Genomic DNA, 15658 nt, shown 5'->3' on the forward strand with positions numbered 1-15658 from the left:
AAAATTACAATTGCTAAAGATAATCGGGAAATCCCATCCCTCCAATGTTTTGGGCTGGGAGCTTTTAGCCAGACAAAAAATAAGCCGAAGTGAAAAGCTTCGGCTTATTTTATCAATTAATGATCAGTTTTTTGGTTTCACTGATCGAATTGCTTGTGATCTTGACAATATAAAGGCCAGCTGGGAATAGCTCTCTGCTGAAAGAATAGGTTTGGTTGAGAGTCTCTGGATAGACTACCTCATGCAAAAGGCTCCCGCTGGCAGATACGATCTGGATGGTCACGTCTTCGTATTGGGGGAGATTGAATGCGATGTTGAAAAACGCAGTAGCTGGATTTGGGAAAAGCAGTGCCTTTCCTTCTCCTGGTATCACTGGATTTGGATTAGCTGTCAAGAACAGTTCAATATTATCCAGATAGACAGGACTGTTTTGACCGTCAGCTACCTCCAGCACAAAAGCAAGGCGCACCGATTCGCTTCCTGTGCCGGTATAATCAGAGATGTCGATATAGTTTCTTACGAAATCCGAAGTACTGTTAGGACTGGCACTTCCAGTGCTGACTGTACTCAGGCTTGCGCCGGTTCCTTCCCAGATGATGTAGTAGTTTTCTCCTGCATCTCCGCTGATCAGGACTTTGAGAGAGGTGTTGGCACCTACTTGTCCAGCGGCCACATCGAAGAAGACAGATGCCTGGGTGCGATCTGAAAGATCAAATATCGGAGACCCTAGCCAATAGGTGAACCCGCTCTCTGGCTCTAGGACTGCTGATACATTATTTGATTCCGAGCCCAAAGCCAATACTTCCCAAGCAGGTCTGTTCTCACGTGGATTGACAGCGGTCCAAGGCGATATGCTGCTTGAGTTATCGAAATTTTGTCTCCAAGGAACCAATGTCGTCTCTCCATCCACTACGACATAGCGGGTAAGCGTACTTACAGTTCCTCCATTCTGATCAAAATTTGGCATGCTCACTTCGAAATCCAAGCGATTGAGGCCATCGACAGTTGTATTGGAGCCAGTCATATTGATTGCTTGCCCTGGCGCTATCGCATTTCCACTTGCCAAATATTCTATTGGAGTACCTGAATTGGTGCTTTTTGTAAATACAAATTTGGAGACTGGGAGATTGCCTGTATTTCTGACCGTCAAGATCTCAGACTCAAATCGCCCATCAGAAATCGGAAAAGGAGAAAGCAGTTCTTCAAGTTGTACCTCGTATCTGTACTCCTCAGATTCTAGGATGCGTATGTTTTTGAGATAAATATTATTGCCATAGGCGTTGAGATTGATAAAGGCTACCCGCACAGAGCCAAGTTCAGCAAAGGGGGCTAGGTTTACCAGTTCTGTTCTAAACTGACTGGATGTCGTCGGGATAAACTCATCCAAAGTAGCAGAAGAGGTTTCCAGACTCGTTCCTGACTTATTATAAGTAGCATTCGCTATTTCAAAAGTATTGCCGCAGTCTGTCGATACTGCTACGATCAAATTGTCCTGGAAGCCATCTTGATTGTATGGAGCATGAGCCATTTCAAATACTACCTGTGCATTGGGATATTGATGCAGGTCTATCACAGGGGAGATGAAATAATCCAAGGTGCCAGGTGCTTCATATTCGTAATTGCGCAGATAGATCAAGTCCTCTTGGGCTCCGGAAATAGTCAGACTGGTTTTTTCCCAAGTCATGGACTCATCAGGGTTTGAGATAGACCAGCTCGAAGGAATATTTCCAAGATCCAATTGGATAGGAAGGCTGACGGTGGTTTGCAATACAGGATTGGAAATAGCGCGATTGTTGGCAGCGTTTTCATCTGCTGCATCGTTGACTTGAGTGACTAGAAACTCAATTTCATTTTCACCTCCCTGAAGTGAGAAATTCTGGAATGTTAAGGTTTGGTTTTGTCCAGTTTGAAGGATTAGGGAAAATCTTCTGTTTTCGATCAGCGTGCCATTTCTTCTTAGCTCCAATCGCGCAGAAGTAATCGTGTTTTCCCCTGCATTAATCACTTCAATCTGTGGACTTACTAGGGGAGAGCACGTAAAGTCCCCAGGTGCTATGACTCTGGAAATAGCTAGGTCTCTATCTGCCAATACAGGATCTTGAGTAGCTCTGTTGTTGATCAGGGTGGTTCTTCGGGGGCTGTTTGCCAATACCACATTGAAACGCTCCACCTGACCTGCGGTAAATAAATTCATGCAGGCATCAGGAGTATAGTCCATGAAGTTTTGGATCATGTCATTGGAGTCGCAGCTAAAACGCGAAGCATTGGCGCTACAGGAATTGTTGGAATTGTCCTGCTCGGGCGTATCCGCTACATAATCATCGACTCCACATCCGCCATCACCCCAGATATGACGCAAACCGAAATAATGCCCCACTTCATGAGTAGCAGTCCGGCCCAAAGAAGCACCTGTAGCACTACCTCCGGTACCAAAATATCTGTAATCAATCGTCACACCATCGATGATAGCCGGTGTAGGACTGAAATTGAGTCCAGGTAAATCGGAAATAGGAAAGGAGGCGTAGCCTATATAGGGGCTGGTCAAAGGGACTACCCAAATATTGAGATATTCTTCTGGGTTCCACTGGGTGAGCTGCCCTATCATCGTGGCGTCGGTATCCACATAGGAAGTTTGAGGTCCCTGGATCCTCACTATGCCATCAGTAGGAAGTCCATCTGGATCCTGCTTGGCGATGACAAACTCAATCATCGCGTCTGCAGCTACAGGCAGAAACTCCGCCGGAGTCTGGCTGGCATCTGCATTGAGTCTACGAAAATCCTCATTGAGAATACGGAGCTGTGATTCGATCTGTGAAACAGGAATATTGCTTCCAGTCCCGACAGCTTCTCCATTGTGGACAATATGAAAAACTACGGGGATTTTTCTGACCTCTTCCTGAGCTCTGGAAAGGATTTGAGGCTGGTTTCTCCTCTGTTCTAGCTTGGTGTCTATCCAATTTTCAAAAAAGTCCTTCGTACCAAAGTATCCCATTTCTTTTTCCATCAATTCTTGCAAATGGCCATGGGCACATTTTTCATTGTGGGTATGGGAATCTTTGCTCCCGGAGTCATAGGATTTGTGAAGGGGCTGGAGTGTAAACTCCTGAGAAAAGGCAAGGCTAGAAGTAAAAATTGCTCCATAAAGGAGCATAGAGACTTTGTATAAAAATCCAGAATTTATTTTCATCCAAATAGTAGCTTAAGCCTCTGTCAGGTTTACAGCTTCCACTCTGATGATTTCAGGTATAGCTCTTTTGATGGCGTCTTCTATTCCCGCCTTCAATGTCATAGATGACATGGGGCAAGAACCGCAAGAACCCAGCATTTCTATTCTCAATACTTTTTCGTCCGTCAACTCTACCACTCTGACATTGCCTCCATCAGCCTCCAAATAGGGCCTGATGCTTTCCAATGCCTTTTCTATCTGCTCACTCAATACTGCGTCCATCTTTTATCCTTTTATTTCTACGATTTCTGTTTTACTCTGTGAGGCATTGCGGATGGCAACCTGCCTTGCTACCGACTCAGCCAATTCCATATACGCTTCCTTGGTGATTCCGTTTTTCAGGACTGCCGGATAGCCAGTGTCACCGCTTTCTCGGATACTCTGTACGATCGGTACTTCTCCCAAGAATGGAACCTCGTATTTATCAGCTAATTTTTTGCCCCCGTCTTTCCCGAAAATATAGTATTTGTTTTCAGGTAATTCCTCGGGTGTAAAGTAAGCCATATTTTCAATAACACCTAAGATAGGCACGTTAATTTGTGGCTGTCTAAACATAGAAACACCCTTATTGGCGTCTGCCAGCGCTACTTTTTGTGGGGTGGTCACGATCACGGCTCCAGTCACTGGCACTGTCTGCACCATAGTCAGATGAATATCGGAGGTCCCCGGAGGCAAGTCGATCAATAAATAGTCCAGTTCTCCCCAGTCTACATCTGAGATAAACTGCTTCAACGCGGAGCTAGCCATCGGTCCACGCCATACTACTGCTGAGTCCGAAGGTGTCAAAAATCCTATGGAAATCAATTTGACTCCATACTGATTGACAGGTACAATGATGTTTTTATCACCTACCTTTTTGACTGTAGGCTGCTCTCCTTCGACATTGAACATGGTGGGGATAGAAGGTCCTGAAATGTCCGCATCGATTAGGCCGACTTTGGCTCCGAGCTCTGCCAAAGAAACGGCAAGGTTTACAGCAGTGGTAGATTTTCCGACACCGCCTTTGCCAGAAGCTACGGCGATGATGTTTTTGACCTGAGGCAAAAGAGGAGTCGCATCTCTCACGGTGGTCACCTGGGAAGTCATATGAATGTCCCACTGGATGCCACTGCCGAAATCAGTTTCCAAAGCCTCCAAGCAGTTGTTTTTGATGACCTCTTTGAGAGGACAGGCAGGAGTGGTCAATACCACTTTGAAACTGATTATATCGCTGGAAATCTGGATGTTTTGGATCATTCCCAAGGTGACCAGATCCTTTTTGAGATCGGGATCTTCTACTTTGGAAAGTGATTTGAGAATGGCTTCTTTGGTAATTTGCATCAGGGTAATTGGAATTTGGGCACAAAGTTAAGGTTTTGTGGCGGCTTTTTGAAACTTGACTGAAAAGCCTGCTTTCCTCAACCCTCCGCCCTTCCAAATAGTTCTCAATTTTTAGTCCTATTTTCGCATTACCTTTGTTTAGGTAGGAGTCACTATGGGAATCAGTAAAATCACATCAGATCAGGTAAAGGAACGCATGGACATAGAGGAGGTGATCTCCGACTATGTTCCTCTCAAGCGAAAAGGGCAAAACCTCTGGGCCTGCTGTCCTTTTCACGGGGAGAAAACCCCTTCATTTTCCGTAGCTCCTGCCAAGCAGATCTACAAATGCTTCGGATGTGGGAAAGCCGGAGACCCAATCCAGTTTATTATGGATATCGAGGGGATCGGTTTTCAGGAAGCGATTCGTCATCTGGCAGGCAAGTATGGCATCGAAGTGGAAGAGGATGAGGCGAGAACTCCTGAGCAGGAACAGGCTCAAAGTGAGCGGGAAAGTTTGCTGATCGCATTGGGTTTTGCCCGGGATTTTTTTGTGAAAAATCTGGAAACCGAGGAAGGGAAATCCATCGGTCTGAGTTATTTCAAAGAGCGGGGATTTAGCCCCACGATCATTCAGAAGTTTGACTTGGGCTATGCGCTGGACGGATGGGATCATCTGCTGAATGCAGCCAAGAAAGCCGGTTTTCAAGAAGAAATCTTACTCAAAGCTGGATTGATACTCCAGAAGGAAGGTGACCCAAATAGGAAGTATGATCGATTCAGAAATCGAGTCACCTTTACGATTCACAATATCAGCGGAAAGCCGATTGGTTTTGGCGCCAGAATCCTAACCAAAGACAAAAATCAACCCAAGTACATCAACTCTCCCGAGACTGCAGTCTATCACAAAAGTGATGTGCTCTATGGGATGTATCAAGCCAAAAAGGCTATTAGGGAGAAGGATAACTGCTACCTGGTCGAAGGCTATACCGATGTGGTCTCGCTCCATCTTTCGGGGATAGAAAATGTCGTTGCTTCATCGGGTACTTCACTCACAGATGGTCAGATCAAGCTGATCAAGCGCTTTACCGATCAGGTGACGGTGCTCTATGATGGCGATGCTGCGGGCATCAAAGCATCGCTCCGCGGGATAGACCTCTTGCTGGAAGGAGGACTCAATGTCAAAGCGGTCGTGTTTCCAGAAGGTGAAGATCCGGATAGTTATTCCAGAAAAGTAGGTTCCGATGCGTTTCAGAGCTATTTGGAGAAAAATAGTCGGGATTTCATTGGTTTTAAAATCGGGCTATATAAAGATGAAATCGCCCGAGATCCTATCCGCAAAGCAGAAGTAATCCGGGAGGTAGTCCAAAGTATTGGCAAAATTCCTGACCCCATCCTAAGATCTGTTTTCACTAAGGAAGCAGCAGGATTGCTGGATATTGAAGAAGAGATCATTCATGCCGAGCTCAATAAATCTCTCCTGAAGCATCAAAAAGACAGTTTTGAAAAGCAGAAGGAAGAGGAGTTTCAGGAAGCTCAAATAGAGGAGTTGATCGGAGCCAAAGAGGAGACTTCTTTTTCAGAAATTCTGCGATTGCAGGAAAAGGAGATGATCCGCTTATTGGTGAATTATGGGATCGAAAAACTGGAAGGACAAGAGCTGCACCTGAGTCAATACTTGCTGAGCGAAACAGCTGATTTGGAATTTGAAACTCCCGTCTATGCCAAGATCTTGGGAATATATCGACAGCAACTTTCTCAAAATCAGATTCCCGGAACGGATTTTTTTCTGACGGGTACTGATGCTGAGGTCAAAAAGGAAGTGATAGACCTGATCAGTCCAAGACATGAAGTATCCACCCACTGGGAAGGAAGACACGAAATCATAATCAATAAGGAAAATGATGACCTGACTCTGACGGGATATAAAAGTATCCTGAGGCTCAAAAGAAAGTTTGTAAGAAAAATGATGGAAGAGGCGAAGCAGAAAATTAAGAATGCCGAAGCTCAGGCGTTGGAGTTTGAGGAAGTCGCTGAGCTTCAGGAGATCTATTTCACTTTAAAGAAAGTCCAGATAGAGATCGATAAGGAATTGGGGATAGTCATAGGCTAAAACCAAACTTTCTTTGGCTATCACCTGTTTAAAACACGAAAGCGCTTAAATTTGCTTTCTGAATGAATTCAACCCCAAATCTTGTGGAAAATTACCAATTGGATCCGATAGAGGATGCTATCGAAGCAGTCAAAAATGGTGAAGTGATCATCGTAGTAGATGATGAGGATCGTGAAAATGAAGGAGACTTTGTCTGTGCAGCAGAAAAGGTCACGCCCGAAATCATCAACTTCATGGCTACGCATGGCAGAGGTTTGATCTGTGCTCCTTTGATCGAGGATCGATGCGAAAAATTGGGATTGGAGCTGATGGTTGGCCAAAATACAGCTGCTTTTGAAACTCCTTTTACTGTTTCCGTGGATCTGATTGGACATGGGTGTACGACGGGAATCTCTACATCTGACCGTGCCAAAACGATTCAGGCATTGGTAGATGACAGCATTGATCCTTCTGAGCTGGGCAAGCCAGGACATATTTTTCCGCTGAAAGCCAAAAGGGGAGGAGTATTGAGAAGAGCGGGACATACAGAGGCGGCCATTGATTTTTCAAGATTGGCAGGACTGCAACCCGCAGGCGTGCTGGTAGAAATCATGAATGAAGATGGTACCATGGCCAGACTTCCAGATCTGGTTGAGGTAGCCAAGAAATTCAATCTTAAGCTTGTATCGATCAAAGATCTGATTGCGTATAGACTGAAAAATGAATCCCTGATCAAGCGGGAAATCGGTGTGGATATGCCGACTAACTGGGGTAATTTTGATTTGATTGCTTTCCGACAAACCAATACGCAGGAGATTCACATGGCCCTTATCAAAGGGAGTTGGGAGCCTGACGAGCCTATCTTGGTGCGGGTACACTCCAGTTGTGTCACAGGAGATATCTTCGGTAGCTGTCGATGTGACTGTGGACCTCAGTTGCATGCGGCCATGGAGATGGTGGAAAAAGAAGGGAAAGGATTGGTGCTTTATATGAATCAGGAAGGAAGAGGAATCGGACTGATCAATAAATTGAAAGCCTACAAGCTCCAAGAGCAGGGCATGGATACGGTTCAGGCCAATCTGGCACTGGGTCTACCGATGGACTCCAGAGACTATGGAGTAGGTGCGCAGATTCTGAGAGACCTCGGAGTAGGCAAGATCAAACTTATCTCCAACAATCCTCAAAAGCGAGTAGGCTTGATCGGTTATGGACTCGAAATCGTGGAGCAAGTAGGAATAGAAATCCAACCCAATCCCCACAATGAAAAGTATCTCCAGACCAAAAGAGATAAGATGGGGCACAACATTTTGAAATAAGTCCGTTAGGGATTTATCTCTTGTTGAATTGGAGAATATCAACTTCTCAGCTGGAAAATCGTACTAAAAGGCATGAAAGAACTCATGAAAAAGGCAATAGTTTCTCTGATACTTCTACTTACATCTGTGCAGTTGACTCTTGCGCAGCAGGGCCAATTCCCTTCCCAAATCTGGCATAAGGGAAATATCTTTGGCACTGAAGGACAGACCTATAGCGGCTTGGTCAAATATGATCTTGAAAATAACCTGGTGCAGTTGCAAACAGAAACGATTTCTACCTTCACTGCATCCAATGTGAGTTATTTCGAGATTTATGATGAGACTTATGGAGGCATCCGCAAGTTTTACAGTTTGCCTTACAGCATCAATTCCGACTATGTCACTCCTGTGTTTTTCGAAGTCTTGACAGAAGGCAATGACCTGGCCTTGCTATGCAGGGAATATGTGACTTCTGATTCTAGAAATATGGGGGCTTATGGTCCCATGGGGATGAATCCATTTTGGGGCCCACAGATGACAGGCTATCGCTTGGCATTCAATTATTATTTTTTCAAGGATAACCAAATCCAGAAATACAGCCTGAAGAAAAAAGACCTGTATGACTTCTTGCCGGGATACGATGATGAGATGTCACTTTATATTCGGAAAAACAGGCTTGAACACGATAAAAGAGGCGATTTGCTAAGAATCACAGCCTATTATAATGAATTGAATAATTAAATTTTTATGTCAAAACCACTGATTCTCGTCTCCAACGATGACGGGATTACTTCCAAAGGAATTCGCGTACTGGTATCTATCATGAAAAAACTGGGGGAAGTTGTGGTGGTAGCACCGGATAGCCCCCAATCCGGAATGGGACATGCGATCACTATAGGGGAGACTTTGCGACTATCTGAAGTAGATATTTTTGAAGGTGTGGCGGCTTATAAGTGTAGTGGCACACCTGCCGACTGTGTCAAGCTGGCCAAGCATTATTTGCTCAAAGACCGCTCTCCGGATCTCATCGTAAGTGGAGTCAATCACGGGAGCAATACTTCCATTTCGGTTCTTTATTCCGGGACGATGTCAGCTGCGATTGAAGGTGCGCTGGAGGGTTATCCTTCCATTGGATTTAGCCTGTGTGATTTTTCTTCCAAAGCTGATTTTTCGCATACTGAAGAGTGGATCGAGAAAATAGCCCGCCAGGTTCTCGAAAATGGAATAGCCAAAGGAATTGCATTGAATGTGAATTTTCCTCCCAAACAGAACGAAGAGATCAAAGGAATCAAAGTTTGCAGACAAGCAGATGCCAAGTGGCAGGAAGAGTTTGATGAGCGCTATGATCCTACGGGAAGGAAGTATTTCTGGCTTGCAGGCAATTTTGTCAATTATGACAAAGGTGAGGATAATGACGAATGGGCTATTGCGAATAACTACGTTTCCATCGTGCCATGTCAATATGATCTGACAGCACATCATGCTATCACCCAGATGAATAAGGACTGGGATTGGAATCAGTTGAAATAATAGGTCTCCTGCAGCAGTCTATGCTCAATTCACGGATATTTATTATTTTGTGATTGCGTAACTTCCATACTGTGAATAGGAAATCAATTCTTTGGCCTTTACTTATTGTTTTATTTTTCAAGTCTTTGGTTGGTTTGGCTCAGAGCTCCGCTGCAGATAGTTTGCAGGCTAGATTAGCTCAAAGTCAAGGCAAGGAGAGACTGGAGATACTGGTCGAGTTATCATTTGTACTTCGTGAAATCGAGCAAAAACAAGCTTTGGAGCATGGCTTCGAAGCGGAGCAACTAGCTGAGCAATTCCAGGATATGCTGGCACTTTCCAAAGCCAAAGAAAATATCAGCTGGATTTATTATCGCATGGGGCATTGGCAAAAAGCTTTTGACTATGCCGAGGAAGCCTATCAGATCTCTTTGAACAGCCAAGATTCCAGTGGAGCTGCCAGAGTGCTCAACAATATGGGGGCTCTCTATTATGAGCAGCAAAACTATGAAATGGCAGTTCGCAATTTCCGAAAGGCTTTCGAAATCAGCTCCAATTCAGATGACCTCTATACTCAGATCCGAAGTTTGAATAATTTGGCCTTCAATCATACCATGTTGGGCAACTTGGATTCTGCTATGTTTTTTGCAAAAAAGGCTATTCAAGTGAATGAAAATGCAGGATCTCCTTATTTGACTTCCTTTTCCAATCGGGTGATAGGCGATGTGTATTTTGCTCGAAACCAACTGGACTCTGCCGAACTTATCTATGAGAAATCCCTTGACCTGGCGAGGAAGCAAGGTTTGAATTCATTTTTGGCAAGTATTTTCCATAGGTTGGGCAGGACTTATTTGCAGGATGGCAAACTGAGAGAAGCCAAGAAAATCTTGGAAGAAGGAGTGGCGCTTTCCAAAGAGCATCACTATCGAGATGAGCTGGCCAAAAGTCATAAATACCTCGCTCAAGTCTATGAACAGGAAGGCAATATAGGGAAGGCATTTGAAAGCCAAAGTGCTTATTTAGCCATTAATGATAGCTTGGTGGATCAGGCAAATAAAGATAGACTTGCCCTCATGCAGGGGATGTTTGAGGATAATCTCGAAAAGTCAGAGCTAGAGCTGCTCAAAGCCCAAAATGACAATCAGGCCAATAGACTGGCCTTTATCAACAAAGTGGTGTTGATTATTAGCATCGGGGCGCTATTGATTTTTGCATTATTGCTTTGGCTCGCTCGTCTCAATAGGAATTTTGATAAAATAAATAAAGAGCTGACGCAGCAGCAGGAGATGATCCAAGAGCAAAACTCTCAGCTGGAGGCCAAATCCCAACAATTGGAGGAAATCAATCGAACCAAAAACAAATTGTTTTCCATTTTGGGGCATGATTTGAGAGGTCCGGTGGGACAGGTCAAGAATATTGTAGATCTAGCCCTGTCCAATCATCTGGACCAAGAGGAGTTTGATGAGCTGCTCAGAGCCATGAAGCAGGACTTGGATAATGTCCATTTTACTTTGACCAATACGTTGAAATGGTCTAGCTCACAGATGGAAGGCTTTAGTCTTAGACCGACGGAACTCGACTTGAAAGAGGTAGTGACTTCGGTCTTGCAACTCCTCAATCCAAGGGTTTTGCTTAAGAAACTGCAAGTAAGAGTGGAGATGCCAGATGGATTGATTTTGCTTTTGGACAGGGATTTGATAGAGGTGGTCGTCCGAAATATTCTCAGCAATGCGATCAAGTATTCACCGGAAGGCAAGACAATTTTTATCAGTTTGAAAGAAAAAGAGAATACGCTGGAATGGTGTGTGAAAGATCAAGGTATGGGAATGACTCCACAGCAAATTGAACAGATTTTGGCCAAAGATTACCTGATTTCCCACTCCAGACCAGGCACCAATAATGAAAAAGGCTCAGGTCTGGGATTGCAGGTTTGCAAGGAATTTATCCAGATGAGTCAGGGAGAACTGAAAATAGACAGTGAAGTAGGACAGGGAGCCAAGTTTTGCGTCAGCTTCCCGATTCGTATTGTGGTGACTCGATTAAACCCAGTGAATTCTTAAGAAATCTTCTTCATTTTGAATTTCCTTTAAGATCCCCAAGTGCTTCATGGTCTGTATAGAGTCTTTCAGCTCAGCAAGATTCACCAAATGTGAAGTCGCCCATTTGGTCTGACCAAACCAATTTTCTACATCCTCTTCTTTCAACTCGTAGCTTGTAGCAATGGATCTGATGCTTTGTTCCTTGTCTTGTTCCAAAGCATGAGCCTCCTCATACACTAAGTCTCTCAGTTTGTAAAGGATCTCGCCAAACTCTTCCAGTGCCTGATCTGTCGCTATGATTGCAAAGCAGGGCCAAGGACTAGGCACTTCGCCGATTCGCTTGAGTTCATTGCTGTCCACCCAAGGTTTGGTAGTGAATTTTTCCCAGAGAAACATCCCATTGGGATTCTTCTGATAGGCTTGGAGCACTCCAGGAAGATTGTTGATGCTCTCAAAACTGAGTGAATCTGCCGCCCAGCCTACTTTCTCGGCCAATACCAAGGCCATCAAATTGGAGCCCGAACCAGGTCTACTGATATAGAAATGCGGATGGTCGATTTGCTCCAAGCTATCCCAATCGCTCTGACTTCCCACATGGACCCCCCAAATCAAGGGAGAGATCACATGAAAGCCGATCATTTTGGAGGGATTACCAGCTTCAAAATCCTTGAGAAAACTCTCTGTCAAAACCAAGGCAATGTCAGTGCTTCCTTCCCGAAGAGAGAGGTTCATCTGGCCAGAACCGCGGCTTTCATCTACCCATTCGAGTTCTATGTCTTGCTCCAAAAAGGGCTGGTTTTGAATGACGTTTTTCCAAGGGAAGTTGAAATGCTCAGGGACGCCAGTGATTCGGATGGTTTTCATTTTACTAGAATTTGGACAAAAGTAGGGGTTGATGGGGATTTCTTCTAGACTAATTTGATGATTGGAATTGGCTACCGCTTGTCCGCATGAGTCTTTGTATTTTTTCGTCAATGGCTGCTCTCTTACAAATTCTATTATGAAGTTCGGTTGCGCCAGAAGTGTACCGCTGGCTGTCGTCCTCGGAAGAGTATCCGGTAATTGAACAGATAGAGATACATAATTGGAGCGCTTCTTTAACACTCTAATGATTGATACTATTAATTTAGCAAAAGGGCTTTTCCTTTCTCTTTTCCAAACTTTTGTATTGCTTTATCTCAATAGTCTATTGAAGTGGTGACGATACTTTTAAAATAAGCCAGCAATCGCTATCTCCTCGTCGATCAGCTCCAGTTCCAAAACTTTCAGATCAGAAATCTCATGATAAGGGTGCGCTTTCTCAGGTAATGGGTCAAATTCAGTCAGTTTGTTCAAAAAAGCGAAGTTTTCGAGTTCCAGTTTTTGGCTTTCACCATTCACCGAAAGTACCTCAGTGTGAAATCCATGTAAGTATAATTTTGTCTTTTTAAAAGTGCTTTTAAAATCCCCTTCTTTTGGAGAAAACTTCAATTCCATCAGCTGAGGATCATAGCTGATACTCCTTTTATAATAGGCACCTTTTTGATACGTTTTGCTAATCCCATCATCTTCGTAATAGTGAAATGTGCTTCCCTGATCACTGAGATAAACATGGATTCTCAGAATCTGATCATGATTTTGTGAGGTATGCAAGACCTCTGATTGCATGGCATAGATCGCACCGGCCTTGGCAAAGACCGGCAGGTAATTAAGCGGACAATCCACATAGATTTCTTTTCCCCCCGTGAAAAATTCATCCGTATAGAGATTGTACCAGTTTCCATGTGGTAGGTAGACCTTGGTGATTTCTTTGGTGCTTTCGACCGGAGCTATCAGAAATGATTCACAGAATAAGTATTGATTTTGGAAGGCTGATTCGAAGACTTTAGGGTCTTGAGGATTGGATATCGCCAAACTTTCTGCGAGGGGTAACCCAGTCTGTGTGGAGGAATAAAATGCAGCATAAATAGTGGGTAGTAGCTGATATCTGAGTTGGAGATAATTGCGGGAAATCTCTTCTACCTCTTCCCCAAAAGCCCAAGGTTCTGCATCTCTGGTATTGATCATGGAATGCGCCCTGTAAAGCGGACTGAAGGCTGCAATACTCATCCATCTTGCAAAGAGTGCGGGACTGGCATCACCGACAAATCCTCCCACATCATAGCCAGCAAAGGAAACTCCGCTGATTCCAAGACTATTGACCAAGCGGATGCCAGCAAGCATGTGCGCTTCACTGGCCACATTATCTCCTGTCCAGGCGGCTGCGTAGCGTTGTATCCCTGCAAATCCAGATCTGGTCAATACAAATGAACGTTTTTGTTTCGCCTGTTTCTCATTTCCCTCTTTGGTACTCCTGGCCATCTGCATGCCATAGACATTTCTGGCTTTGCGATGACTGGCTTTGTCTCCTTCCCAGTCAAATTCGAGCAAGTTTGGAGTACATTGACCCCAAGAAGCTGGCTCGTTCATATCAGTCCAAAAACCATCCACACCTGCATCAGTGTAGAATTTCATTTTCTCTGACCACCATTCTCTTGTTTTCTCTTGTGTAAAATCAGGTAGCGCACACCAGCCGGGCCAGACTTGCGCTTGGTACTCTTCTCCATCTGGATAGGGGACAAACAAACCTGAGGATTTTCCTTCCTGATAAGGGAGATAGGAGCTGTCAGCTTTGATCCCCGGGTCCAGAATCACGATCACTTTAAAGCCTTTTTCTTTCAAATAGGAAATCAGAGCTTTGGGGTCGGGAAATTTGATTTGATCAAATGTGAAAACCTTGTAGCTCTCCATATGATGGATGTCAAGATAGATGACATCGGCTGGCATTTTTTTATCCCGAAAGGTATTAGCGAGAGTTTTGACTTCTGATTCGGGGTAGTAGCTATAGCGGCATTGCTGAAAGCCCAAAGCCCATTTGGGAGGAAGCTCCATTCGGCCAGTCAGCTCTGTATATTTTGAAATGATGTTTTTGACTTGTGGGTCATGGATGAAATAGTAATCCATTTCTCCATCTTCTGCAGAAAAGTAAGTGAACCGGTTGGTGCTGGCTCCGAAGTTAAATACCGATTTATGCGTATTGTCAAAAAATACACCATAGGCTCCTTTTTCATGGATTCCGATATAGAATGGAATACTCATGTAGAGGGGATCATCGCCTACGCCGTAGGCAAAATAGTCCGTGTTCCAATTGGTATAGGCATTTCCAGCTCGGTTAAGATTGCCTGTTTTCTCTCCCAGACCTATAAATTTTTCATTGGACTGAAGCTTCTTATAGCAGGAGACTTCTGTGCCTATCCATGAAATCCCCAAGGGATCATCCTCGTTGAGGATACTTCCATTTTTATCTAGGAAGGTACAGGAAAAAGAACTTAGCTTGATTCGGAGACTGAGTTTTTGAGTGGAGAGCTCCAGATATTCTTCAGATTCTGTAAAGTCAAAGGGTGGATTAGTTGGCGAATAAACGACAGAGTAAGGATTGGGATAAAATTGATCCCAACGACTAGCCTGCACTCGGATGATTTGTGAGTCAAAAACACTCACGACGAAAAATCCCCATTCAGATTCTCCTTTTATTCCTCTTGGAGTTTTTTTCCATTGGATAACTCTTCCCATGGATTGATGGGTGGAAGATGAGTTTGGAAGACTTACTTTATTATTAGACCCCATGCAAAGCTTGTTATAGTGATTTGGACTAAGTTAGACAGCTTTGGGTATTGATGAAAAAATTAACTCGCATTATGCGTTTAACTTGCTAAGGATTCATCAGTCACGGCGGAGAAAATCAGCTCCTACGCTTCACTTCCGATGGCTATTGGGACCAAAGGGACTTATTTACTTGCAGTTTCACCCCTTCCGGAAATGAATAGGGACAGGCAGCTACGAATCCAAATAAATGCAAAACCGTTATGAATGATTATCCGCATGTAATCCGTCATTTATTTCTTTTTTATTGTTGCTGACATTAGTCCACGAGTTGCAGCCGACGGCTGATGGTTGGTACAAATAAGTTTCTTGGTTTTCCTTGTTCTAAAAGCTGGACTATCAACCTGCTCTTTTTCCATCCTTCTAATTTGAGCTTTCTGAATTGTCTCTGGCTGCTTTTTACCTCCATCCCCACACCGTACTTCGTATTTCCAACTTCTTACTTACCTAAGCTTTCTCACTTCAGCTTTTATACTTTCCTCATCACTTCGACTGCTCACTTCCAACCTCCTGCTTC

10 protein-coding genes are annotated in these 15658 nt (G+C 44.1%); 5 read left to right on the forward strand and 5 right to left on the reverse strand.

The window, feature by feature from the left end; genetic code table 11:
- Positions 1 to 112: 112 nt before the first annotated feature.
- From G460_RS0120405 to G460_RS0120415, 3 genes are read right to left on the reverse strand one after another with little or no spacing between them, the layout of a single operon-like run.
- Positions 113 to 3187, reverse strand: a complete 3075-nt coding sequence (locus G460_RS0120405) for a T9SS-dependent choice-of-anchor J family protein (protein ID WP_245578775.1) — start codon at positions 3185 to 3187, stop codon at positions 113 to 115.
- Between the two features lie 12 nt (positions 3188 to 3199).
- Positions 3200 to 3448, reverse strand: coding sequence for a NifU family protein (locus G460_RS0120410; RefSeq protein WP_026957072.1), 249 nt, complete (start codon positions 3446 to 3448; stop codon positions 3200 to 3202).
- A 3-nt stretch (positions 3449 to 3451) separates the two neighbouring features.
- A complete protein-coding gene (locus tag G460_RS0120415) occupies positions 3452 to 4546 on the reverse strand; it encodes an Mrp/NBP35 family ATP-binding protein (protein WP_026957073.1) in 1095 nt (364 codons plus the stop codon).
- A 154-nt stretch (positions 4547 to 4700) separates the two neighbouring features.
- Here G460_RS0120415 and dnaG point away from each other — a divergent pair, with 154 nt between their 5' ends.
- From dnaG to G460_RS0120440, 5 genes are all read left to right on the forward strand, one after another.
- Positions 4701 to 6638, forward strand: coding sequence for a DNA primase (gene dnaG, locus G460_RS0120420; RefSeq protein ID WP_026957074.1), 1938 nt, complete (start codon positions 4701 to 4703; stop codon positions 6636 to 6638).
- Positions 6639 to 6700: 62 nt separating this feature from the next.
- Positions 6701 to 7933, forward strand: a complete 1233-nt coding sequence (locus tag G460_RS0120425; protein ID WP_035464830.1) for a bifunctional 3,4-dihydroxy-2-butanone-4-phosphate synthase/GTP cyclohydrolase II — start codon at positions 6701 to 6703, stop codon at positions 7931 to 7933.
- A gap of 72 nt (positions 7934 to 8005) precedes the next feature.
- A complete protein-coding gene (locus G460_RS0120430) occupies positions 8006 to 8653 on the forward strand; it encodes a hypothetical protein (RefSeq protein WP_245578776.1) in 648 nt (215 codons plus the stop codon).
- A gap of 6 nt (positions 8654 to 8659) precedes the next feature.
- The gene (surE, locus tag G460_RS0120435) at positions 8660 to 9442 is read left to right on the forward strand and encodes a 5'/3'-nucleotidase SurE (protein ID WP_026957077.1); all 783 of its coding nucleotides are present in this window, start codon (positions 8660 to 8662) and stop codon (positions 9440 to 9442) included.
- 134 nt (positions 9443 to 9576) lie between these two features.
- Complete coding sequence (locus G460_RS0120440) at positions 9577 to 11481, forward strand: ATP-binding protein (RefSeq protein WP_157366989.1); 1905 nt, start codon at positions 9577 to 9579, stop codon at positions 11479 to 11481.
- Here G460_RS0120440 and G460_RS0120445 read toward each other — a convergent pair.
- Entirely contained in the window at positions 11461 to 12324 is an 864-nt protein-coding gene (locus G460_RS0120445; RefSeq protein WP_026957079.1) for a type 2 periplasmic-binding domain-containing protein, read from the reverse strand. The two genes, G460_RS0120440 and G460_RS0120445, sit on opposite strands and share 21 nt — an antisense overlap.
- A gap of 345 nt (positions 12325 to 12669) precedes the next feature.
- Complete coding sequence (locus G460_RS0120450) at positions 12670 to 15051, reverse strand: glycoside hydrolase family 31 protein (RefSeq protein WP_245578777.1); 2382 nt, start codon at positions 15049 to 15051, stop codon at positions 12670 to 12672.
- Positions 15052 to 15658: the final 607 nt, after the last annotated feature.

It is taken from the genome of Algoriphagus vanfongensis DSM 17529, from assembly GCF_000429465.1.
Taxonomy (GTDB): Bacteria; Bacteroidota; Bacteroidia; order Cytophagales; family Cyclobacteriaceae; genus Algoriphagus; species Algoriphagus vanfongensis.